General features: G+C 52.8%; 20 protein-coding genes. 4 read left to right on the forward strand and 16 right to left on the reverse strand.

The annotated features are described in order from the left end of the window. Positions 1 to 162: 162 nt before the first annotated feature. The 4 genes from B2Z72_RS06330 to B2Z72_RS06345 all read right to left on the reverse strand — a co-directional run bounded on the left by B2Z72_RS06330 (position 163) and on the right by B2Z72_RS06345 (position 6,021). Positions 163 to 1,281, reverse strand: a complete 1,119-nt coding sequence (locus tag B2Z72_RS06330; protein ID WP_296983056.1) for an acyl-CoA dehydrogenase family protein — start codon at positions 1,279 to 1,281, stop codon at positions 163 to 165. 13 nt (positions 1,282 to 1,294) lie between these two features. Then, the gene (locus tag B2Z72_RS06335; protein ID WP_296983057.1) at positions 1,295 to 2,491 is read right to left on the reverse strand and encodes an acyl-CoA dehydrogenase family protein; all 1,197 of its coding nucleotides are present in this window, start codon (positions 2,489 to 2,491) and stop codon (positions 1,295 to 1,297) included. A 252-nt stretch (positions 2,492 to 2,743) separates the two neighbouring features. Continuing rightward, a complete protein-coding gene (locus B2Z72_RS06340) occupies positions 2,744 to 4,810 on the reverse strand; it encodes a 3-hydroxyacyl-CoA dehydrogenase NAD-binding domain-containing protein (protein WP_296983058.1) in 2,067 nt (688 codons plus the stop codon). Between the two features lie 11 nt (positions 4,811 to 4,821). Then, positions 4,822 to 6,021, reverse strand: coding sequence for a 3-oxoadipyl-CoA thiolase (locus B2Z72_RS06345; RefSeq protein WP_296983059.1), 1,200 nt, complete (start codon positions 6,019 to 6,021; stop codon positions 4,822 to 4,824). 285 nt (positions 6,022 to 6,306) lie between these two features. Here B2Z72_RS06345 and B2Z72_RS06350 point away from each other — a divergent pair, with 285 nt between their 5' ends. Further along, positions 6,307 to 7,884 (forward strand): class I adenylate-forming enzyme family protein, encoded by a 1,578-nt coding sequence (locus tag B2Z72_RS06350; protein WP_296983060.1) that lies wholly within the window; start codon positions 6,307 to 6,309, stop codon positions 7,882 to 7,884. Between the two features lie 51 nt (positions 7,885 to 7,935). Here B2Z72_RS06350 and B2Z72_RS06355 read toward each other — a convergent pair whose 3' ends face one another. Next, positions 7,936 to 8,229: a hypothetical protein gene (locus tag B2Z72_RS06355; RefSeq protein WP_296983061.1), complete on the reverse strand. Its 294-nt coding sequence runs from the start codon at positions 8,227 to 8,229 to the stop codon at positions 7,936 to 7,938. On the opposite strand from B2Z72_RS06355, the gene B2Z72_RS06360 reads away from it, so the two are divergent. Beyond that, positions 8,189 to 8,593, forward strand: a complete 405-nt coding sequence (locus tag B2Z72_RS06360; protein WP_296983099.1) for a substrate binding domain-containing protein — start codon at positions 8,189 to 8,191, stop codon at positions 8,591 to 8,593. The two genes, B2Z72_RS06355 and B2Z72_RS06360, sit on opposite strands and share 41 nt — an antisense overlap. Positions 8,594 to 8,599: 6 nt before the next feature. On the opposite strand, the gene B2Z72_RS06365 is transcribed toward B2Z72_RS06360, so the two are convergent. From B2Z72_RS06365 to B2Z72_RS06375, 3 genes are all read right to left on the reverse strand, one after another. Then, positions 8,600 to 9,973: a hypothetical protein gene (locus tag B2Z72_RS06365; RefSeq protein WP_296983062.1), complete on the reverse strand. Its 1,374-nt coding sequence runs from the start codon at positions 9,971 to 9,973 to the stop codon at positions 8,600 to 8,602. Continuing rightward, positions 9,973 to 11,400: a rhomboid family intramembrane serine protease gene (locus B2Z72_RS06370; RefSeq protein WP_296983063.1), complete on the reverse strand. Its 1,428-nt coding sequence runs from the start codon at positions 11,398 to 11,400 to the stop codon at positions 9,973 to 9,975. The genes B2Z72_RS06365 and B2Z72_RS06370 overlap by 1 nt, the downstream gene beginning before the upstream one ends. 177 nt (positions 11,401 to 11,577) lie before the next feature. Then, positions 11,578 to 12,063 (reverse strand): FecR domain-containing protein, encoded by a 486-nt coding sequence (locus B2Z72_RS06375; protein ID WP_296983064.1) that lies wholly within the window; start codon positions 12,061 to 12,063, stop codon positions 11,578 to 11,580. A gap of 315 nt (positions 12,064 to 12,378) precedes the next feature. Between B2Z72_RS06375 and B2Z72_RS06380 the strand changes: the two genes are divergently transcribed. Further along, positions 12,379 to 14,457, forward strand: coding sequence for a TonB-dependent copper receptor (locus B2Z72_RS06380; RefSeq protein WP_296983065.1), 2,079 nt, complete (start codon positions 12,379 to 12,381; stop codon positions 14,455 to 14,457). Between the two features lie 238 nt (positions 14,458 to 14,695). Next, positions 14,696 to 15,901 (forward strand): ABC transporter substrate-binding protein, encoded by a 1,206-nt coding sequence (locus tag B2Z72_RS06385; RefSeq protein ID WP_297004398.1) that lies wholly within the window; start codon positions 14,696 to 14,698, stop codon positions 15,899 to 15,901. Positions 15,902 to 15,972: 71 nt separating this feature from the next. Here B2Z72_RS06385 and B2Z72_RS06390 read toward each other — a convergent pair whose 3' ends face one another. The 8 genes from B2Z72_RS06390 to B2Z72_RS06425 all read right to left on the reverse strand — a co-directional run bounded on the left by B2Z72_RS06390 (position 15,973) and on the right by B2Z72_RS06425 (position 21,942). Continuing rightward, positions 15,973 to 16,512, reverse strand: coding sequence for a GNAT family N-acetyltransferase (locus B2Z72_RS06390; protein ID WP_296983068.1), 540 nt, complete (start codon positions 16,510 to 16,512; stop codon positions 15,973 to 15,975). After that, a complete protein-coding gene (locus B2Z72_RS06395) occupies positions 16,509 to 17,138 on the reverse strand; it encodes a GNAT family N-acetyltransferase (RefSeq protein WP_296983069.1) in 630 nt (209 codons plus the stop codon). The genes B2Z72_RS06390 and B2Z72_RS06395 overlap by 4 nt, the downstream gene beginning before the upstream one ends. 210 nt (positions 17,139 to 17,348) lie before the next feature. Continuing rightward, positions 17,349 to 18,740, reverse strand: a complete 1,392-nt coding sequence (gene dnaB / locus B2Z72_RS06400) for a replicative DNA helicase (protein ID WP_296983070.1) — start codon at positions 18,738 to 18,740, stop codon at positions 17,349 to 17,351. 148 nt (positions 18,741 to 18,888) lie between these two features. Then, a complete protein-coding gene (gene rplI, locus B2Z72_RS06405; protein ID WP_296983071.1) occupies positions 18,889 to 19,338 on the reverse strand; it encodes a 50S ribosomal protein L9 in 450 nt (149 codons plus the stop codon). Positions 19,339 to 19,365: 27 nt separating this feature from the next. Further along, positions 19,366 to 20,226 (reverse strand): hypothetical protein, encoded by an 861-nt coding sequence (locus tag B2Z72_RS06410; RefSeq protein ID WP_296983072.1) that lies wholly within the window; start codon positions 20,224 to 20,226, stop codon positions 19,366 to 19,368. A gap of 159 nt (positions 20,227 to 20,385) precedes the next feature. Continuing rightward, a complete protein-coding gene (gene rpsR / locus B2Z72_RS06415; RefSeq protein ID WP_225676241.1) occupies positions 20,386 to 20,616 on the reverse strand; it encodes a 30S ribosomal protein S18 in 231 nt (76 codons plus the stop codon). Positions 20,617 to 20,630: 14 nt separating this feature from the next. Continuing rightward, positions 20,631 to 21,068, reverse strand: coding sequence for a 30S ribosomal protein S6 (rpsF, locus tag B2Z72_RS06420; protein ID WP_296983073.1), 438 nt, complete (start codon positions 21,066 to 21,068; stop codon positions 20,631 to 20,633). A 181-nt stretch (positions 21,069 to 21,249) separates the two neighbouring features. Next, a complete protein-coding gene (locus B2Z72_RS06425; protein WP_296983074.1) occupies positions 21,250 to 21,942 on the reverse strand; it encodes a Fe2+-dependent dioxygenase in 693 nt (230 codons plus the stop codon). Positions 21,943 to 22,058: the final 116 nt, after the last annotated feature.

A 22,058-nucleotide genomic window follows, 5' to 3' on the forward strand; every position in this document is an offset into this window, starting at 1 on the left:
CCAACACAATAGAACCGCTGGCATCAGGCAATAGCAAAACGGAGTTCCATTATACAACCTGTACGTTTTGATTATAACCACCACCTGAATACAGATAGGGCAACGGGCACACGTTGCCCTATCTGCGTCTGTCGCTTTTCAAGCCCCCGAAAGAGCCGCAGCTCAGCTGCTGATCAGCGCGTTCAGATGCCAGTCACGGCTTCCCATCTGAGTATTCAGGCTGGTCAGGCGCTTAAAGTAGTGGCCAACATCCAGCTCGTCGGAAATCCCCATGCCGCCGTGAAGCTGCACCGCTGACTGACCAACTAGGCGGCCGGCATTACCGATTTTCACTTTCAGCATGGACGCCGCGCGCTTTGCTTCTCCTGCATTGGTCGGCTCAAGCACAGAATAGTAGAGCATGGAACGCGACATTTCTTTTTCAATAAACATATCAGCAAGTCGGTGCTGGATGACCTGGAAGCTGCCAATTGCGCGGTCAAACTGCTTGCGGGTTTTGACGTACTCGTTGGTTTTTTCCAGCAGAGTTTCCATAACACCGACGGCTTCCGCCGACAGGGCGACAATCCCTTCTGCCAGTGTTTCCTCTACCGCGTCTGCAGCAAGATTAAACTGTCCGAGCACGGCGTCCGCGTCGACGTACAGCTGCTCAATGGTCAGGTTCGAAGCGGAACTGCCATCGTTGGCTTTATAATCTTTGCGGGTCAGGCCTGCGCTGTCAGTGGGTACAACAAATACGCTGATACCGGACTGACCATTATCGGATGTGCGCGCACTGATCAGCAGGAGATCGCTGGCGTTGGCATTCAGCACAAACTGCTTACGGCCATTAATAACGTAACCATTGCCTTCTTTTACGGCTTCAGTGCCAATGGACGAGACACTGCCCGACGCTTCCAGCTCACCATGGGCCAGTGCCACTTTCAGTGTGCCCCCGGCTATTTTGCTCAGCAGTGCGTCTTTCTGCTCACTGCTCCCGGCTTTATTAATCAGGTTGGCGGATAAAATGACGGTCGAGAAAAATGGCTCAACCACCATGCCTTTACCCAGCTTCTCCTGCAGCACAATGGCATCCTGAATGGTGCCACCAAGGCCGCCGTATTCTTCCGGAACCATCAGTGCCAGCCAGCCCAACTCAGCAAAGGTTTGCCAGTTATGTTCACTGAAACCCAACTCACTGTCAGCCAGTTTGCGACGGGTCTCGAAATCGTATTCGTTAGCGATAAAACGTGATGCGCTGTCCTGCATCATCTGCTGCATATCGTTTAATGAAAAATCCATACCTTTACCTCGTTCAAAGACCCAAAACCTGTTTGGCGATGATGTTCTTCTGAATTTCGTTGGTGCCGCCGTAAATACTGAGCTTACGGTTGTTGTAATATGCCGGCGCTGCTTTTGCTGCGAAGAACGGACCTTCCGGCTCACCAGCAAACCCTTCCTGGTACTGTTCCGGCAGGAATGGCAGACCCTGAACGCCGGCCACTTCCAGCAGCAATTCATCCAGCAGCTGCATAATTTCTGTGCCTTTGATTTTCAGAATGGAGGATTCTGATCCTGGTGCCTTACCGGTCGCAACAGAAGAGAGCACGCGTAATTCGGTAAACTCCAGCGCTTTTAATTCCACTTCTGCTTCAGCAACACGGGACATGAATACGGCGTTGCCGCGCAGGTCAAACGCCTCAGATGACAGGCTGTCGATGCGCTTTTTCAGGCTCGCCAGTTTGCCTTTGGATTCAGCAACCCGGGCAATACCGGTACGCTCATGAGTCAGCAGAACCTTGGCGTAAGTCCAGCCTTTACCTTCTTCACCAATCAGATTATTTGCTGGTACACGAACGTTATCAAAATGCACTTCGTTTACTTCACGGATACCATCAATGGTGATGATCGGCGTAACGGAAATGCCCGGCGTTTTCATGTCGATCAGCAGGAAGCTGATACCTTCCTGTTTGATACCAGTATCTTCGGTACGTACCAGACAGAAAATCCAGTCGGCGTGCTGACCCAAAGTAGTCCAGGTTTTGGTGCCGTTAACGACGTATTCATCACCGTCACGTACCGCTTTGGTTTTCAGTGAGGCCAGATCAGAACCGGAATTTGGTTCGGAATACCCCTGACACCACCACACATTGGAGGCGAGAATATCCGGCAGAAAACGCTGCTTCTGCTCTTCATTGCCGTAGGTATAAATCACCGGGGCAACCATCGACAGACCAAACGGAATCAGACGCGGGGCATTACAGGATGCAACTTCGTTGGCAAAAATATACTTCTGCGCAGCGCTCCAGCCCGTGCCGCCATACTCCACCGGCCAGTTAATACCGGCCCAGCCTTTTTCATGCAGTGCTTTTTGCCAGAGCACGTGATCCTCTTTCGAGAGATAGGTGCCTTTATCCTGTTTTTCTTTAACAGACTGAGGGTATCCGGTACGCAGGAACTCACGCACTTCTTCACGGAAGGCCAGCTCCTCAGCAGAAAAATTCAGATCCATTATCCATCTCCAGTATCCAGTGGATTTGCAAACCAGAATACCACACAGCAGCATTCTGGCAATAAATTTCGGTATCTAATTTCTCTCTGCGAAACACCATAAGAGGCAAAGCAGTGCCTGATACGGCTGTTTCGCTCAAGAAAAGGATCAAACGATGGGAAATATCCCGCGATACAGGTCAGTCAGTGTGACTGCCGGCGCTGCTGCTCAGCCGTATTGGGCTACAGCAGCGCACGCGTTGTTATGCAGAACTTAAGCAACCGATGCTTTATCTGCCGCCCACTGCTGTAACAACTCAGATGGCTGCCAGTAATCGGCATCCAGGGTCTGCTGGTATTCTTTTATTTGTTCCAGCACTTTGTCATAGCCCAGCAGACTGGCGTAAAACATCGGCCCGCCCCGATAAGCCGGGAAGCCATAGCCATTGACGTACACCACATCAATATCACTGGCACGCTGTGCAATACCTTCTTCCAGAATGCGGAAGCCTTCATTAATCAGCGTCAGCATCAACCGGCTGACAATTTCTTCGTCGCTCAGCGTGCGCCGGGTAACACCGAATTTGTCTGCCATCTGGCTGATGATTTCATCCACTTCCGGTGCTGGTTGCTGGCCATGCTCTTTGCTGTAGTTGTAGTAACCCTGACCACTTTTCTGGCCTAAGCGTCCCTGTTCTACCAGCTCATCCGCCACGGCATAGGTTTCCGGCTTACCGCGTAATTCCGGCGGCAGATTTCTGCGTGCGTTGTAGGAAATATCCAGCCCGGCGAGATCGGAAACCGATAACGGCCCCATGGCCATACCGAAGTTTTTAATTGCCTGATCAACCTGCTGAGGCGTGGCCCCCTGTAGCAGACACAATTGCGTTTCACGCACGTACTGACGCAACATGCGATTGCCGATAAAGCCGTAACACACACCGGAAAGAACCGGAATTTTGCGGATTTTTTTCGCCAGTGCCATCACAGTTTTTAATACTGTATCTGTGGTCTGATCACCTTTAATCACTTCCAGCAGCTTCATAATATGAGCCGGACTGAAGAAGTGCAGGCCAATCACATGATCAGGGCGGTTGGTGTATCCGGCGATGATATTAATATCGAGATAAGAGGTATTGGTGGCCAGTATCGCCCCTGGCTTACAGGCCGCGTCCAGTTTACTGAACACATCCTGCTTCACCTCCAGGCTTTCAAATACAGCTTCAATCACCAGATCCACGTCACCGAGATCAGCGTAAGACAGTGTGCCGCTGATACGACTGACGCAATCATCGTAACTTTGCTGAGAAAGACGTTTACCTTCCAGCTGTCGGGTCAGAGTCTGTGTAACCCGCCCGATACCTGCCTGCAGCGCTTCATCATTGCGTTCAACCATAATCACCGGGAAACCGGCCTGCAAAAGGCACACACTGATCCCAGCGCCCATGGTTCCGCCACCGATAACAGCGATGCTGCGTATTTCTTTTGGCTGCACGTCCTCACTGACACCTGCCAGTTTCGGTGACTGTTTTTCAGCAAAGAATTTATGCCGCAGAGCACTGGATTGTGAGGATGCTTTGCACTCGAGAAAAGCTGCCCGCTCATAAGCCAGCCCTTCTGCCAGCGTCGAAACAGCGCTTTTTACAATACAGTCCAGCGCGGTCAGCGGTGAATCCTGGCCACGGAATTTCTTTTTCAGCAGGGCTTTAAAAGGAGCCAGCTCTTCGGCGGATAATTCTGCCGCTTTTGACTCACGCTGTGGTTTACCGGAAGCAGCGGCCAGCGCTTCGGCATAGTTCAGCGCATCTGTCAGCAGATCATCTGCGGCAATTTTATCCACCAGGCCAATATCCAGCGCCTGCGTGGCGTTACGGAATTCGCCCATGGCAGCCATTTTTATACTTTCAGCAATACCAACTAAGCGTGGTAAACGCTGCGTACCACCGGCCCCCGGAATTAATCCCAGCGTAACTTCCGGCAAACCAAGCGTCACAGCGGAATCAGCAATACGATAATCGCAGGCCAGTGCCAGCTCCAGACCACCGCCCAACGCGGTGCCATGCAGACATGCCAGCGTAATTTTGCTGCTGTTTTCCAGCTGTTGCAGTACATCCGGCAGAGACGGTTCCAGTGCGGGTTTATCGAACTCGGAAATATCGGCACCAGCAACGAAGGTACGACCGGCACAGGTCAGCAGGATCACGCGCACATCATCGCCTTCAGCTCTGGTCAGCGCGTCCTGAATACCACTGCGCACAGCCTGTGACAGCGCGTTAACCGGTGGATTGTTGATTTCAATAATGCCCACAGCCCCCTGTGAGCGATAGCTTACAACACTCATAATCAACTCCCTTAAACTCGCTCAATAATGACGGCGATACCCTGACCGATACCGATACACATGCTGACCAGCGCATAGCGGCCACCGGTTTTTTCCAGCTGACGCAGCGCTGTCAGAGCAATACGGCCGCCACTGGCACCCAGTGGGTGGCCTAATGCAATGGCACCGCCATTGGGGTTAAGACGCGGATCATCTGCCTGCAGACCCAGTTCTTTTAAACAGCCAAGTACCTGCGCAGCAAACGCTTCGTTAATTTCAATCACATCCATATCGGCCATCGACAGTCCGGCGCGTTCCAGCGCTTTGCGGCTGGCCGGTACCGGGCCGAGGCCCATCACTGCAGGCTCAACACCGGCAATAGCGGTGGATACAATGCGTGCCCGCGGAGCAATGCCAAAACGCTGCTGCACTGAAGCGTCGCCGATCAGCAATGCAGCGGCACCGTCATTGATGCCGGAGGCATTACCCGCGGTAACAACGCCGCCTTCAAATAACGGGCGTAAAGTCGCCAGCTTATCCAGTCCGGTTTCCGGACGTGGATGCTCGTCGGTATCGATCAGCACGGTTTTATTGCGCCCAACAGTTACTTCCACCGGCAGAATTTCTTCTTTAAAAAAACCGGCTTCATGCGCTTGCAGATATTTCTGCTGGGACGCATAAGCATAAGCATCACAGTCTTCGCGACTCAGTCCGAGTCGGGCGGCAACGTTGTCGGCCGTCTGCGGCATGGAATGATTGCCAAACTCTTCAACAATTTTTTTGTTGGTAAAGCGTGGGCCGATGGTGGTGTCGGCAATAATCTGGCCGCGATCAAATGCCTGTGTGGCTTTGGAAAGCACCATAGGTGCACGGCTCATCGACTCCACACCACCAGCAACAAACAACGAACCTTCTCCACAGCGCACCGCTCTTGAGGTATCAATCAGCGCTGCCAGAGCCGATCCGCATAAGCGGTTCACTGTCAGGCCACCGACTGACACCGGCAGCCCGGCCAGCAGACCAGCAAAACGGGCGACGTTACGACTGTCTTCACCAGCCTGATTGGTACAGCCGGCCACCACATCTTCAATGGCAGCCCCATCAACGCCACTACGCTCACAGACGGCTTTGATCGCCATTGCCAGCAGGTCATCCGGGCGTACTGACGACAAGCCACCGGTAAAACGGCCAAACGGGGTGCGGATACCGTCGTAAATGTAAGACTCGTTCATGTATCACCTATTTCGCTAGTCGGAATATGTTTTCGCATTTAGGTTACATGATTTATTCAAAACTGTGCAACCGCTGTGAATAAATAGCGTCTTACCATAATCCTTACCGATTACTTCAAGCATGAACGGTTAGAAGATGACAGGAATGATTGAAATGTGTCACGTTTAACCCTCATAAGGTACAAAAAATCACACAATCTATGTTTTGCACAGCGGTACATAATTTTGCTAGGATGGCTATTATTATAAAAATGACCAACACAATAAGAACAGGAGTTACGGCAGATGGCTACGGTAGCTGAGAGCATGTCGGAGTTTAAATCCGACGTTGATGTGAACAATCTTCCGGATCGTATCAGTCAGGCGGTACTCAGTCGTGCCAGACGGCAGCCATCCCACCCCTGCCTGGTCGACAGTGAAAGAACGCTTGATTATGCCGGGCTGGTTAGCGCTATCGAAGAATGCAAAACCTTCCTCACCAGTCATCAGGTCGGGCCCGGAGACCGGGTACTGCTGATTGCCGAAAACAGCATCACTCTGGTGGCGTTTATGATGGCCACCAGTGAACTCAATGCCTGGGCAGTGCCAGTCAACTCCCGGCTGACCGATTATGAAATCCGCAACATCGCCGATGACTGTCAGCCCCGGATCATTATTTACACCACGGCCGTTTCAGTAACGGCAGCGCAGCATGCCGATGCGATGAATCACAGCCTGACCACCAGCCTGCCCACTGCCGGCACCTTCCGTCACTCAGACGTACAGACAGACGCAGTAGCTGAACCCGTGTCAGCCGCGGCGGAAGAACAGGTGTTTGCCCTGATTTACACCTCGGGCACAACGGGCAAACCGAAAGGTGTGATGCTGACCCATGGTAACGTTCTTTTTGCTGCAACTCAGTCAGGCAGTATCCGCCACCTGAGTACAGATAGTTTCGTTTATGCCGCGCTCCCTATGTCGCATTCTTTCGGGCTGACATCCTGTGCCCTGGCCACGCTGATTTACGGCGGCTCACTGTATCTGGAGCCAAAGTTTTCAGCAGCTACCTGTCTGCAAACCCTGTTGCAAGGCGGGATCACGCTCTTTATGGGTGTTCCGCCCATGTACAACTCGCTTATTGATGAAATAAAACGTCAGGGCGTCAATATCAGTGAGCTGAAACTAACCTACCTGTTTATTGGTGGCGCCTCACTGGATATGGAAACCAAGCGTTATATCGAAGGCGTGTTTGGCATGCCGCTGCACAATGGCTATGGATTAACTGAAACCAGTCCGACCGTCGCTGCACTGCCTTATTACGTGCAGCTGAATAATTTATCCTGCGGGCCAGCGATTCCCGGTATTGAAGTGAAGTTAATTGATCCTGATGGCAACGAAATTCACGACGGAGAAATCGGCGAATTATGGACCCGCGGGCCTCACGTGATGAAGGGTTATTACAATAAACCAGAACTGACAGCTCAGGTTTTGCAGGATGATGGCTGGTTAAATACTCAGGATCTCGCCCGTATGGATGAGAACAAAAATCTGTTTATTGTTGGCCGCACCAAAGAGCTGATTATCCGCTCAGGTTTTAATGTATACCCTGCAGAAGTCGAAGCTGCGATTAACGAACACGATTCTGTGCTGCAGTCTGCCGTGGTTGGGGTAAAAAGCGATAACAACGAATCTGTTGTGGCATTTGTGCAACTGTCAGAAGGACTGTATGCCAGCGATGAAGAACTGCGCGAATTCTGCAAAGAAAGATTATCGCCTTATAAAGTACCATCAACCTTTGTCTTTCTGGATACGCTGCCCGCCAGCGGTACCGGCAAGATTCTGAAAGCCAGTCTGTCGAAAATGGCTCAGGAAGCGATCAGCTGAAATTCTCTACCTGCGTGCATAAATAAAGCGGCAATTGCCGCTTTATTCTTTTCAGAACACCAGCACCTGTTTCTGGCTGCCTTTGCCTGCCGCCACCACGCCATAGGCGTCACGGGCGCTGTCGATGGTCCAGCTGCAGTGATCCTGAGGCTTAAGCACGCCGCTGTCGAAGCCGCTGCGCAGTTCATTAAGAATCGCGGCGATGTCGGTTCCGCTGAGCTTCATGGTATCCACACCGATCAGTTGCAGTTGCTGATGATAAAAATCCAGCAGGTTAAAACTGACCTGCGCTGCGCCGGAATACCTGCAGCGGTACGGTACGCCAACACACCCGCATGAACTCACCAGCCATAACACGCTGAATTTCGCCGATTCAGAAATTGATAAGGAATGGACATTTAAAAAAGATGGCGAGTCGGTGGGCGTAAAACTGCAGGGCAACTTTTTTGCCAACAACGGTAATATTCTGTGCAACGCTGCCGTTGGTGGTTTGGGTATTGTTTATCAGCCGACGTTTCTGGTGCATGAGCACCTGCGCAGCGGGCGCTTAGTGCGCCTGTTTGACGATTGGCAGACCGATGAAATGAAAGCCTATATCGTCTACCCCAACCGCAAATTTCTGCTGCCGAAAGTACGGACCTTTATCGACTTTATCGTGGATTATTTCGGTGACGAACCTTATTGGGACCGGGGGATTATTCAGCGGTAACAGGGATTATTCCTGCTCCGCTGTTGGTTTCAGTGCATCGGCTTTCTTCTGATACTGCGCCACCAGAGCCCGGCATTTGGCCACCTGATCCGGCTTTTTCAGTTCTGTCAGGGCTTCAGCCAGCAACATATAAGAGCGGATGAGCAGCGGCAGATCGGTATATTTTTTGTGCATACCATTGATCATTTTCACGCAGGTTATAAAGTCGCCGGCGTCGAAATAATCCTTTGCCAGCTGGTAGCGGACTTTACCATCTTCCGGAATATACACGGGGAACAGTTGCAGCACCTGTTTATAAATCCGTTTCAGCTCGGTTTTATGGCCCTTTTGATATTTGAGGTGGATATAGTCATCCACCATCTGAGCCAGCAGATCGCGGCGTGCTGCCTGCAAAACAAACTCGAACCAGCTGTCGTACATCACAACATCCTGGTTATGTTTACTCAGATAATTCTGATACAGGCTGATGACCTTATCGTAATCGCCTTCTTTAACTGCTACATCGATATGGGCTTTCACCAGTTCTGATTCTGTCCGTGGCGGTGGCATGTTATCCAGCCGTTCACGGGCATAAAAACCCAGCGGTTCCTGATACTGAAACACCACATAGCCCATCATGTGAAAAATAACGACCATGTAATAGTTGGAAATGATCGACTGCAGAATCATGGTCACCAGGCTCAGTTCAGAACTGACCAGATACGACAGCACGCTGACTGACGATGCCATCAGAAATATAAAGCCAATCAGAATGCCATAGGGCATCCCCACCGCGGAAATAATGCGCATAACCGCCGGCGGTGCAGCCGAACGCAGTACGCTGTCGGTCAGAGCAAAGTTGATTAAAAAGGCGGGAATACTGAGCAGCACGAACATGCCCAGCAGGCCGGTAAAGCCGGGGCCGACGAATTGCGATAGCAGGCCGCCACCAATGCCCAGCAGCAACAGCAGGCCAATCATCTTCAGGATCAGAATAATGCCGCCTTCGTAAGCATCTGAAATATCCGGCGGCACCATATTGCCGTTGGCGGTTTCTTCCAGACAGCGGAAGCTGTACTTAATAAAAATGCCGGTAGAAATAAGCGCGGCCACCAGACCAACCAGCGGCACAAAGGATAACAGACTGCTCAGCACCGCCACGGTAATGATTAACCCCAGGGTGGAGCCATTCAGCGGATAGCGGAACATAGCCTTCAGATGATGCCAGAAAGGTTCGGCTGTGTAGGCGGAGCCCAGGCTGGCCAGTTCGGCCCCACAGTTAAAACAACGGCGCTTGTCGTTGTAAACGGTTTCATTGGTGCAGGTATCGCAGGTGTGAGTGTCACACTCTGAGCAGTACCAGCTGGCTGCGGTTAATGGGTGGTATTTACAGTATTCCATTAGGATTCCGCCATCTCTTCTGCCTGCTGCAGGTACATCTTATGTTTTTCCTGCTGATTCAGACGGGCGCAGGCACGGGCCAGGGCATCGGCCAGTTTGATCAGTACTGCTTTGCCTTCGCCACGGTCCTGCAGCACCTGATAAATTTTTTCTGCGCTGCTGATCTTATCCAGACGACTGAAATTACGCGCAGCATGCAGTAGTGCGCGGCTGCTGATAAAGGCCGGCTGTTTGGCAGCATCCAGCCAGATTTTTTCCTGTTCTTTTATTTCACCGTCGGTGAGATCTTTTTCCAGCAGCATGCGGTTAACGCTTTCCTGCCAGGCTTCGCCGCGATTAATTTTCAGCAGGTTATGGCGCAATAGCAGCAGGTCGAAATGTTCGCCGTATTCTTCGATGGCGGATTCAATCAGCCGGCTGGCACTGTCAAAGCGATATTTTTCTAATGCGCTGTAAATCTGCGCCATGGTTTCCCGGTAAGGGTCCACCTCGTCATCGGACTCTTCCAGATAGTCGGTATTCAGTACCGAAGGTTTGACTGCCACGGTCAGGCCGATCAGCACCGCACCGGCGACAAAGCCACCCGCGTGGGCCATAAAAGCCACGTTGCTTTCGGTATCAGAGAAATAGCTGTACAGCTCTTTGCCGATATAGATCGGCAGAATAATCAGCGCCGGGGCACGGAAGTAACCGACGATGACGTAAAACCAATAAAAGAACTGAATTTTCTTCCAGCGGTAAAGCACCAGATACATGGCCATTACCGCCGAAATCGCACCGGAGGCGCCGACTAACGGCGTATCCGACTGAATATTAATCAGCGAGTGAGTCAGACCGGCAGCAACACCACCAATCAGATAAAAAGCGAGAAAGGCGATATGGCCAATGGCCGCCTCCACCACAAAGCCACAGATCATCAGAAACACCATATTGCCCAGCAGGTGCATAAAGCCACCGTGCAGAAACTGATGTATCAGCAGATCAGGGATGGACAGATCGTTGGGCTGCAAACCAAAACGCAGGTAACTGATGGAGGCAATCTGTTCGCGGATTTCGCTGCGCCCTTCCAGCCAGCGGTTGTATTCCTCCCAATAAAACAGATTAGGGCCATTCTCGAACAGATAATCGTTAAAGCGGCGGTCCCGTAACAGCGTTGCGACGACGCTGAAGTATTCTTCTTCCGAGTACTCCTGTCTCAGATTCTGAAGTTTTTCTGTCTTCTGTTGTGATGTCAGATATTCCTGATAAATCGGCCATTCCTGTTCCAGAAAGTCCTGATGTATATAGGACTCAACCGCATCATAGAAACGATCATCATCACCGGCCTGATAAAGAAAAAAGACCAGAATATTGAGAACAATAATGGCGACCAGTGCGACCGGAGCGTTATTCCAGTCCAGTCGGCGTTCGGCGGGGAGAATAATCACAACCGCGGACTTCCCTGTGCTTCAGATAATGTCTGATGATAAGCGTCACAGAGAAGCGCGACAAGCTGACAAACCGGGTAATAACGCCCGGTCAGTCAGCCTTAAGAATGAAAGTGTTCTGCTGCAAAGTACTTACGCAAACACGGACGGGCTATTCCGGACCGTTATTCCGAACCGTTATTCCGAACCATTGTTAAGCACCACAGTAGCACCGGCCAGCAGCGTCTGAACCTTACCCTGGGACTGCGCACGCACTTCACCTTCGATGATGTGCAGAAGAACAGACTCACTGTTCAGGCGCACGCTGAAAGCGCTGACCCCCGCATTGACCCGTAATGTACCGGCCTGCACCCAGAATGGACGGCTGTCGGGCACAACGATAAAGGTGGCTTCTCCGTTAGTAATCTGTACCCGGCGCTGCTCGTCGCTGTAGCGCACCGCAACGGCAGAGCTTTCTGCCATGCGCACTTCGGAACCGTCATCCAGTTTCAGCGTTTCCGCCTCATCTTCCGGTGAGGCGTAACTGGTCACTGCTCCGGCCTGATCGTTATTGGCCGGTGCAATAAAAAAGAATACCGCTGCCGGTATCGCTATCAGCAGAACAATAGCGACCAGCAGAGAAGGATTAACACTCTGGGATGGCATAGATTGAACATCAGACATAGCAGACCTCCTGTCACGTCAGATACGCACCAGTCCCGGTATCGGGGATTCCGTACCGGGAATTCAGTACCGGAGTCACCTGCCGGAGTGGTGCAGGGATAGATGCCGGGAATGGGGTTATCCTCTGCCCGCGTGACAATTGCATTAACTTAGCAAGCAGAATAATCCATTGGCATGAGACCTTTTGCCAGATTGTAATTAATGCTGCTGGTCAATCCTGCGACACCCTGCCACATTCGCGCTGTTGGCATCCTTATTTATGCTCCGCACCAAGAAAAAAATGAATACTTATAACGAAATAATAAGGATAACCCTATGCGCCACGCCCCCCTGGCCACGGCAGTGATTACTGCCTGTATCACCTCCCCCGTTTTCGCTGCAGAGAATATTGAAACAAGAGCAGAAGAACGCTCAGAAGAACGTGCCCAGCAGCGCAGTGCGCAGCGTCTTTCTCCAGTCGTGATTACCGCGCCCCAGACCGCGTCAGTACTGACGGTAAGCACCGACCCGAAAGCCCCGCGCCAGCCGGTACCAGCTCATGATGGTGCCGATCTGCTGAAGAATATTCCGGGCTTTTCTGTGATCCGCAAAGGCGGTACCGATGGCGACCCGGTATTCCGCGGTATGGCGGCCTCGCGCCTGGGCATTCTGCTGGACGGCGAAACCATTATGGGTGGCTGCGGCATGCGCATGGACCCGCCAACGGCCTATGTGTATCCGGAAGCCTATGATGAGGTCGTGATGCTGAAAGGCCCGCAGACCGTCAAATACGGCCCGGGCAACAGTGCTGGCGTGGTGATGTTTGAACGTGCTGAGCCAGATTTCAGCAGCACTCCCGTGCAGGCGGACGCCAGCCTGCTGTTCGGCAGCGCTGAGCGCAACGACCAGATGGCCCAGGTTCTGGCCGGAGGCAAAACTGGCTATGTGTCCGTCAATGGTACCCGGGCGGATGCCAACGATTATGAAGACGGCGATGGCAACAAGGTGCACTCCGCCTATACCCGCTGGAGCAGCAACGCCGCCATCGGCTGGACACCATCAGCGGATACCCGCATTGAACTGAGCGGTGCCGTCAGTGACGGTGAAGCGCGCTACGGCGACCGTGCCATGGACGGTGTGGCCTTTGAACGCTCAAACATCGGCCTGAGTGCAGAGCAGAACAATGTCTCGCCTCTGATCAGCAAGATCGAAGGCCGCATTTACCGCAACTATGTCGATCACGTGATGGATAACTTCAGCCTGCGCTCTGTCAACGGCATGAAGATGGTTTCCAACCCGGACCGCGACACCAAAGGCGCCGCCCTGAGTATGGACCTGACACCAGCCGACAGCACTCAGGTTGCTGTCGGTGTCGATACTCAGCGCAACGAACATTCACTGCGTGCGGCCTCGGCCATGGCAATGGGCGGTATGGAACCTGCCGACCCGGATTATGAAGACGTGGCGCGGGAAAGCGATATGCGCTTTGAAACCTGGGGCATCTGGACCGAACTGGATCAGCAGCTGACTGACCACAGCAGCCTGCACGCCGGCCTGCGTCTGAACCGCGATTACGCCAAAGACCTGCGCGAAAGCCGCGACAGCTATGGTGAAACCAGTGACGACACCTTAAAGAATGCCTTTATCCGCTACGAGCAGCAGCTCAGTCAGGCCAATACCGTGTATGCGGGTGTGGGCCACAGCGAACGTGGCGCCGACTACTGGGAGCGCACCAAGAGCCCGGCAGCTACCGGCATGGGCAGCATGAACAGTGGTTCTGCCAGTAGCTTTGATCTGAACCCGGAAAAAACCACACAGCTGGATCTGGGGATACTGCATCACAACGGTGACGTCAGTGCTTCATTATCTGCATTTTATGCGAAGCATAAGGATTACATCCTGATCGAATCGCTGTCGATGTTTGCATCCGATGCGCGCAATATCGACGCCACCACTTACGGTGCTGAAGCGGATGCCAGCTGGGACATCAGCAGCCACTGGAACACCACCAGTACGCTTGCCTGGGTACACGGCGACAATAATGATGACCACAGCGCACTGGGACAGATCCCACCGTTGGAGCTGCGTTTTGGGGTGAATTACCAGCTCAATAACTGGTCGGCGGGCGCCCTGTGGCGTGTGGTCGCTGAGCAGAACCGCGTCGCCATTGGCACAGGTAATGTGGTCGGACAGGACATAAGCAAAAGCGCGGGCTTTAATGTCTTCTCGCTTAATACCGGCTATCGCGCAGGTGATCATCTGACGGTGACGGCCGGTATTGATAACCTGTTTGATGTCACCTACGCCGAGCATATTTCCCGCAGCGGCGCCAATATTACCGGCTACGAACAGACAGAACGCATTAACGAACCCGGCCGCACTTACTGGCTGAAACTGCAGTGGGCGCTGCATTAATCTGCCCCTGGCCATTGGCAGCGCAGATCTGACACGGATCTGCGCAAGGTTACTGACGCCAGAAAAAAGACGCCGGTAATCTGCCACTCCAGCCCGCATACGTGTGTTATTTCTCAGTCTTTACAAAATAATAGGCACAGACATTTGTCTGTTTTTTTATTATCCAATACAGTGAGGAATGACCGCACACTACTACAATTAACAGGCGGTCGTATTGTGATGCACACTTAGCAGCCTGATGATAAAAAATATATTTGCCACTCTGTTACTGACCTTCGCCCTGAGCGCTGCTGCCCCGACGCTGGCAGCGGAAAATATTCAGGCGCAAAATACTGCCGCGGAAAGCAGTCACCTCACGCATGTTGTGCTGTTTGTACCCGCAGATCAGGGGTTCCCTTTCTGGGATAAACTGGCCGCCATCAGTACGCTGGCTGCCGATGCTTTCGATATTGATCTGGAAGTAATTTATGGTCTGAATAATCGTTTCCTGAATATTCAGGCGGCTCAGAGCGTCAGCCAAAGAACTGAAAATAAACCCGATTATGTCCTGCTGAATGTTTACCTGAACAGCGCCAAAAGCGCGATGACGGCTCTGAATAATCAGGGTATTTCTTTCATTACCATCAATGCCGATGTTGAGCCATCAGAGCGCCCTAAAGTTGGCTATCCTCAGGGCCGCTTTACTGGCTGGCTGGCCAGCGTAATGCCGGATGATGTAACCGCCGGTTATCTCAGCGCCGATTATCTGATCGATCAGGCACGACAGCAGAATTTGTTTGCCAGCGATGGGCTGCTGCATATTGCGGGTCTGAGCGGCGGCCGCGACACGCTGCCCAGCCAACAAAGAGAGCGCGGACTGAGAAGCGTCCTCAGTGAACAAGCGGATACCACGCTGAAACAAATGGCCTACGCCGATTGGGAACAGGAAAGAGCCAGCTATCTGACGTCCGCCCTGCTGCAACGCCATCCGCAGGTGAAAGCAATCTGGGCCGCCAGCGATATGATGGCCCTCGGAGCTGCCAGTGCGATACGCAATCGGGGACTGCAGCCGGGCAAAGATATTCTGCTGGCCGGCACGGACTGGACCGCCGAAGGTATGCAGGCAATCCGCAGTGGTGAACTGCTGGCATCATCCGGCGGCCATTTTCTTGATGTTGTGCTGGCTCTGGCGATTATTTACGACAATGAACATGGCGTAAAAATCGCAGCAGAAAAGGCCGACATTCTGCGTCCGATGAATCTGTTAACCAAAGACAATATCGACCTTTACTGGCCGGTATTAAATGAAGACGGCTGGCAGAATCTCAACTTTCTCAACCTGAGCCGTTTTTACAACAAAGATCTGCAGGAGTATCCACAGGATACCTTTGGTCTGATGGATTTATTACTGCAGGAACAGCCAGGTAAAACAGCCGTGTCTGACGACAGCAAACCGGCAGAATAAAAATTAGTATCAGGCCGCAGAATTCTGCGACCTGATACTAACAGGCGTGAGGGATGAGGAGTGCCGGAAAATCAGGCGCTGCGATCGGAAGACAGCAGACTCCACACCGCCATATTTACGCTTTCACCTTCGTATTCCACCTGAGCCGGCAAAACACCTTCAAAGGTAAAACCGAGATTTTTCAGCAGCTGTTCGTGCTTGTCGCTGCCTTCACGTAAACGCATTTCCAGGCGGTGCAGGTTCAGCTCATCGAAAATAAAGTTGGCTATGGCCGGGAAGATTTCCTGCAGTTCCGGTAATTCCACCGCCGCAGATAATTCCCATTGCAGCTGTGCCGATAACTGCATCCAGTTAATTTTCTGAATACCGATACGCGCAACCAGCTGCTTATCGTACATGCCCTCGACCAGCCAGAACGCCGCTTCACGGGTTTCAAAACGCATGGCCATACGGCGCAGTTCATCCAGCGCCTGGGCGGAGACCGACATCGCCAGTCGCGGCAGATGATCGACCTGCTCCTGCACGCTCATCAGGGCATACAGCGCATCGCCATCCTGATCAGTTACGGGTAAACGCAGGCTGAAGTTACCGGCTGAAAAATTCCAGTTCATGCAGCACCTCCGCCATTTTTATCCGCAAACGATTTATCCAGATTCTGCCCGGGATTATCCTGCTCACCCAAACGGCCAGGCACGGGTTTAGCCACATCCAGTAATTTATGAAACTGCACCACATCGGCGAAGGTTTCTGTACCGGTACGCCAGCCATCACGCAGTGTAGCGCACAGGCTGAAGCCGCAGTCCTGCAGCAGGGTTTTAAGCGCTTCATCCTGACCGGCAATCCACTGATAACCGAAATTACGCAGATGGTATTTGCCCGACATAAATTCCAGACAGGTATTCAGTGCCGCCGCGCGGTGTTCTGCGGACAGCTGTGGCAGACCATCGACACGTAACATTGTGCGCAGCTGCGAAGGCTGCCAATCGTAGGCGCTGACCATACCCTGCACTTCGTAGTTATCGTCACTGCCCACTTCCAGCAACCACATCATGCCGCGCTGTGTCGCCGCCATCTGTACCGACAGATCCACCATGCGGGTCAGGTTATCTTTGTTATCCGGCACGTGCTGGCCAGGAATTTCCGGATGCTGATAAATAGCAAACAACGCATCCACATCGTCGTACGTCATCGGCCGTACGCGGCCACCATCGAAAGGAAGTTCAGGAGTAAAATTCATAAGGTTTCCTGCTTGCTGCCTGCAATCTATCTGCAGACACTTTTAATTCGTTAGACTTTTACGGAGTTTCCCGCCGGATTTAAAGCGTCGGCGAGGCAGTTAGTGCAAGGCAAAAATTCCCGGGGGAGCGGAGTGTATAAATCATACATGAGCATCCCACGGGAATTTTTAACGCCGCAATAACAACGCAGCCAGCTTTAAACCAGCGGCCTAATACTCGTCGTCGGATGAGTCATACCCATGCGCAAGATTTTCAAAGCGCGTGTACTTACCAATAAACGCCAGCCGGTCGGTACCAATCGGACCGTTCCGGTGCTTACCGGTAATCAGTTCCGCCACGCCTTTATCCGGGCTGTCTTCGTTATACACTTCGTCGCGGTAAATAAACTGAATAATATCCGCGTCCTGCTCGATCGCACCGGATTCCCGCAGGTCGGAGTTAACCGGACGTTTGTTCGGCCGTTGTTCCAGCGAGCGGTTCAGCTGCGACAGGGCAATTAACGGGCAGTTAAATTCTTTGGCGATGACTTTCAGCGTACGCGAGATCTCGGAGATCTCCTGAGTACGGCCTTCGCTCTTACCGGTCACCCGCATCAGCTGCAGGTAGTCGACCATAATCAGTGCCAGATCGTTATTGTTCTCGCGATACACTTTACGCGCCCGGGCACGCATTTCCTGCGGCGTCAGCGCCGGGGTATCGTCGATATACAAGGGCAGATCTTTCAGCATGTTGACTGCCGCAGACAGCTTCGGCCAGTCTTCGTCCACCAATTTACCGGAACGGATACGGGTCTGGTCGATTTTGCCGATGGACGACAGCATACGCATAACGATGGATTCCGACGGCATCTCCAGACTGAACACCAGACACGGCCGTTTGGTGGCTAGCAGAGCATTTTCCACCACGTTCATGGCGTAGGTCGTTTTACCCATGGACGGACGTGCCGCAACAATCACCAGGTCGGCTTTCTGCAGACCGGAAGTACGGTTATCAATCTCATTGAAACCTGTGGTCAGACCAGACAGGCCATCGGGCTGATTGAACAGCTCATCAAGCTGCTCCAGGGTATTCTTCAGAATCGGTGCGACTTTCTGCGGGCCACCTTCTTTGTGACTGCCTTCGGCGATCTGAGCGATGGCTTTTTCCGCATCGGAAATCAGCGTCAGTGAGTTTTCACCGTCCGGCTCGTAGGCGCGGTCCATGATTTCACTGGCGGCTTCGATCAGCGCCCGCTGCTGGGAACGCTCGCGCACAATTTCGGCGTAGGCAGCACAGTTGTCGATGGACGGTGTCATATCCACCAGACGACTCAGATAAGAAGCGCCGCCGGCTTTATCCAGCTGACTGCGTTCCTCCAGCTCTTCCGCCACGGTGACCACGTCGATCGGCTGCTCCTGTTCGACCAGGTGCATAATGGCGCGGAAAATCAGGCGGTGATCGTGACGATAAAAATCGGTATCGAGCAGCAGCTCGGAGACATCTTCCCAGGCCCTGTCGTCCAGCATCAGGGAGCCGAGCACAGACTGTTCAGCTTCGATGGAATGCGGTGGCGTACGCGGGCTGTTACTTTCCGCCTGCCCGTGGTCGTATTCGTCTGTCATGCAGAGATCCGGTAATCAGTCGTCGGTCAAAGCCAATCGGTCAGTGGCTGGCAAATCAGGGTAGCCAGCAACAAAAAAGGCACTATCAGCGAGCCGCTAATAGTGCCTCATTCTGTGCGCATCTGCCAGTTTGGCAGCGCAACAACGCTTAGGCTTCAGCTACAACCAGCAGCTTCAGAACAGCGTTTACTTCCGGATGCAGGTGGATAGCGATATCGAATTCACCAACATTACGGATTGGGCCTTCTGGCAGACGAACTTCTGCTTTTTCCACAGCAACGCCAGCTTCTGTTACCAGATCAGCGATGTCGCGGTTACCCAGAGAACCGAACAGTTTACCTTCTTCACCGGCTTTAACGGCAACAGACAGTTCGATTTCTTCGATTTTCTCTTTACGGCTTTCTGCATCAGCCAGTTTCGCAGCAGACTGTGCTTCCAGTTCTGCACGACGTGCTTCGAACTGTTCAACGTTTGCTTTGGTAGCTGGAACTGCTTTGCCTTTAGGGAACAGGAAGTTACGGGCATAACCAGGACGCACGTTAACGGTATCGCCCAGTGCACCCAGGTTTTCAACTTTTTCTAACAGAATAATTTGCATGTTTGATTCCTCATTACAGGGCGGTGGTTACTGGCCACCAGCCGTGTCTTTTAGTCGCGCGCGGAAGTTAATAAAACTGTCCAGCAACGCTACGAAAATTAGTAATGTGTACATGTAAGGCCCGAATAAAAAGAGCGCTAAATAAATCAGCACCATCCATGTCGGACTGGCGCGCAACTTAGTCACGACACCATGGAACAAAGCCAGACCTGCCAACAACAGAGGCACCGTTAATACCGGTGTCACTCCTGCCAGTTCCGGCTGCAGCTGTCCGGCTGCCAGACTGACCAGCGTAGCGGGCAGGCTGAAAGCCAGGGGCAGACGCAGCTGTTTAAATTCCTGGCCAAAACCGCCCGGATTAAACATTACCGCCTGCCAGTAGCGTCCCAGTAACAGACACAAAATTATGACCAGCGAATGGAGAGCCGCAAGGCCTCCGGCGATCATCGGGCCCACCAGCGGAGTCAGATAACTCAGAAATTCCGGGTCATCTTTATAAGTCTCCGTCAGGGTCTGTTCAATGGCCTGCTGCACCACGGGCAAAATGTCCGATAACACAACCGGCAACAGCAGATACAGAGCTATCCCGATGCCTGCGCTCAACAGCACCGCCAGATCGAGGCGGATGGTATTGCGCAGAACGATTGCACAGGCGCTGGCGCCCAGAGCAACCACCAGTGGCGTGGGGTCTCCCATACCTGCCCAGACAAATGCCGGAAGCAGAGACCAGAGAACCACCTGACCACCATCACGAAGTCCCTGACGCAGCAGTACCAGTGCCTGAATGGCTGCACCCAGCCAGAAAAGCAGAGGAATGGCTAAACAGGCACCGGCAGCAATAATTGCGTTGCGGCGACTGTCCATAGCCCAGCGGGCCAGAGCTTTCATGTTAAATCTTCTTTCTTACTGAATAGCGAAACCGGGCGTTGGCGAGGCCGTCAGTGCAAGGCAAAACTTCCTGAGGGCGCGCAGTGTATAAGTTATACATGAGCATCCCGAAGGAAGTTTTAACGCCGCAATGACAACGCAGGCAGCCCGGAATCAAACTCAGTTGTCGTGCTGGTCGGTATACGGCAGCAGAGCAATATAGCGCGCACGCTTGATTGCTGTAGACAGCTGACGCTGATACTTAGCACGGGTACCAGTGATACGGCTTGGTACGATTTTGCCAGTTTCAGTGATGTAGCCTTTCAGGGTGTCCAGATCTTTGTAATCGATCTCTTTCACGCCTTCAGCGGTGAAACGGCAGAACTTACGACGACGGAAAAAACGTGCCATGGATGTGTCCTCTCTTACTCAGCGTTATCTTCAGCAGATTCTTCTGCTTCATCTTCGTTTTCATCATCATCAGATTCAGCAGCTTCTGCTTCTGCACGCTCAGCGCGCTCCTGACGACGACGATCTTCACGGCTTTCAGCTGCTTTGATCGGAGACATTTCAGTCACAGCTTCATCACGACGAATAACCATGTTACGCAGAACTGCGTCGTTGTAACGGAAGTTAGAAGTCAGCTCGTCCAGAACTTCCTGAGTACATTCAACGTTCATCAGGATGTAGTGAGCTTTGTGGACGTCGTTGATCGGGTATGCCAGGTGACGGCGGCCCCAGTCTTCGAAGCGGTGGATTTTACCGTTGGAACCTTCGATGGCTGCGGTGTAACGCTCAACCATTGCAGGTACCTGTTCGCTTTGATCTGGGTGAACCAGAAAAACGATTTCGTAGTGACGCATTGTCAGCTCCTTATGGGTTATAGCCTTCCGGCCCATCCGGTAAGGCAAGGAGTCCGTTTTTCGCCGGCAGACTGTGTTCACAGCGACTGCGGCCAAACTACGGATAAAAAGGAGCGCGGAGTCTACCAGATGGTGGGTAGCGGTTCAATATATAACCAACCGCACTTGTGCCTGCTCCTGATCAGGTCTCTGACCAGTCACGCAGCAGGTTGTGATAGACGCCGGTCAGCTGCAGTACGGCGGCATTATCGCCGCCGGTTTCGCGCAGACGGGTAATGGCGGTATCCATCTCGAACAGCGCACGGCGCTGGCCTTCGCTGCGCACCATGCTCTGAATCCACAGGAAGGATGCCAGCCGCGCACCCTGAGTGACCGGGCGCACCTCGTGCAGACTGGACGACGGATAGAGAATGGCGTCACCGGCCGGCAGTTTCACCAGATGCTCGCCATAGGTATCGGCCACCACCAGCTCGCCGCCTTCGTATTCTTCCGGTTCAGCAAAGAACAGGGTACAGGACAGGTCGGAACGCAGAGTCTGCGACTGGCCGTTGAGATCGGTATATTGCATCACCGAGCCATCAACGTGCATGCCGTAGGTTTCGCCCCCGGCGTAGCGGTTGAAACGCGGCGGAATAATACGCAGCGGCAGAGCCGCAGCAAAGAACAGCGGATGCTGCTGCAGTGCCGCGGTTACCCGCTGACCAAGATGTGCTTTCAGTTCGGAACTGTCCGCCAGTTGCTGATTACGCTTTACCTGCGCGCCCTGCACGCCCACGGTTTCGCGGCCATCCACCCAATCCTGTGAGGATTCCAGCAGGCGACGGATATCGGCGGTCTCTTCTTTACTCAGCACCTGGGGAATATGCAGCATCATAGCGGTATCTCTCTTACGTTATATAGTGCGTTGCCGACGTTAAGGTAACGCTTCGGCCATGGGTTACATTCAACGACGAATGCGGGCTGTTGCCCGCATCGTCATTTCCCCGTTTT

This window comes from Thalassolituus sp. UBA6592 (genome assembly GCF_002433655.1).
Taxonomy (GTDB): domain Bacteria; phylum Pseudomonadota; class Gammaproteobacteria; order Pseudomonadales; family Oceanobacteraceae; genus Venatoribacter.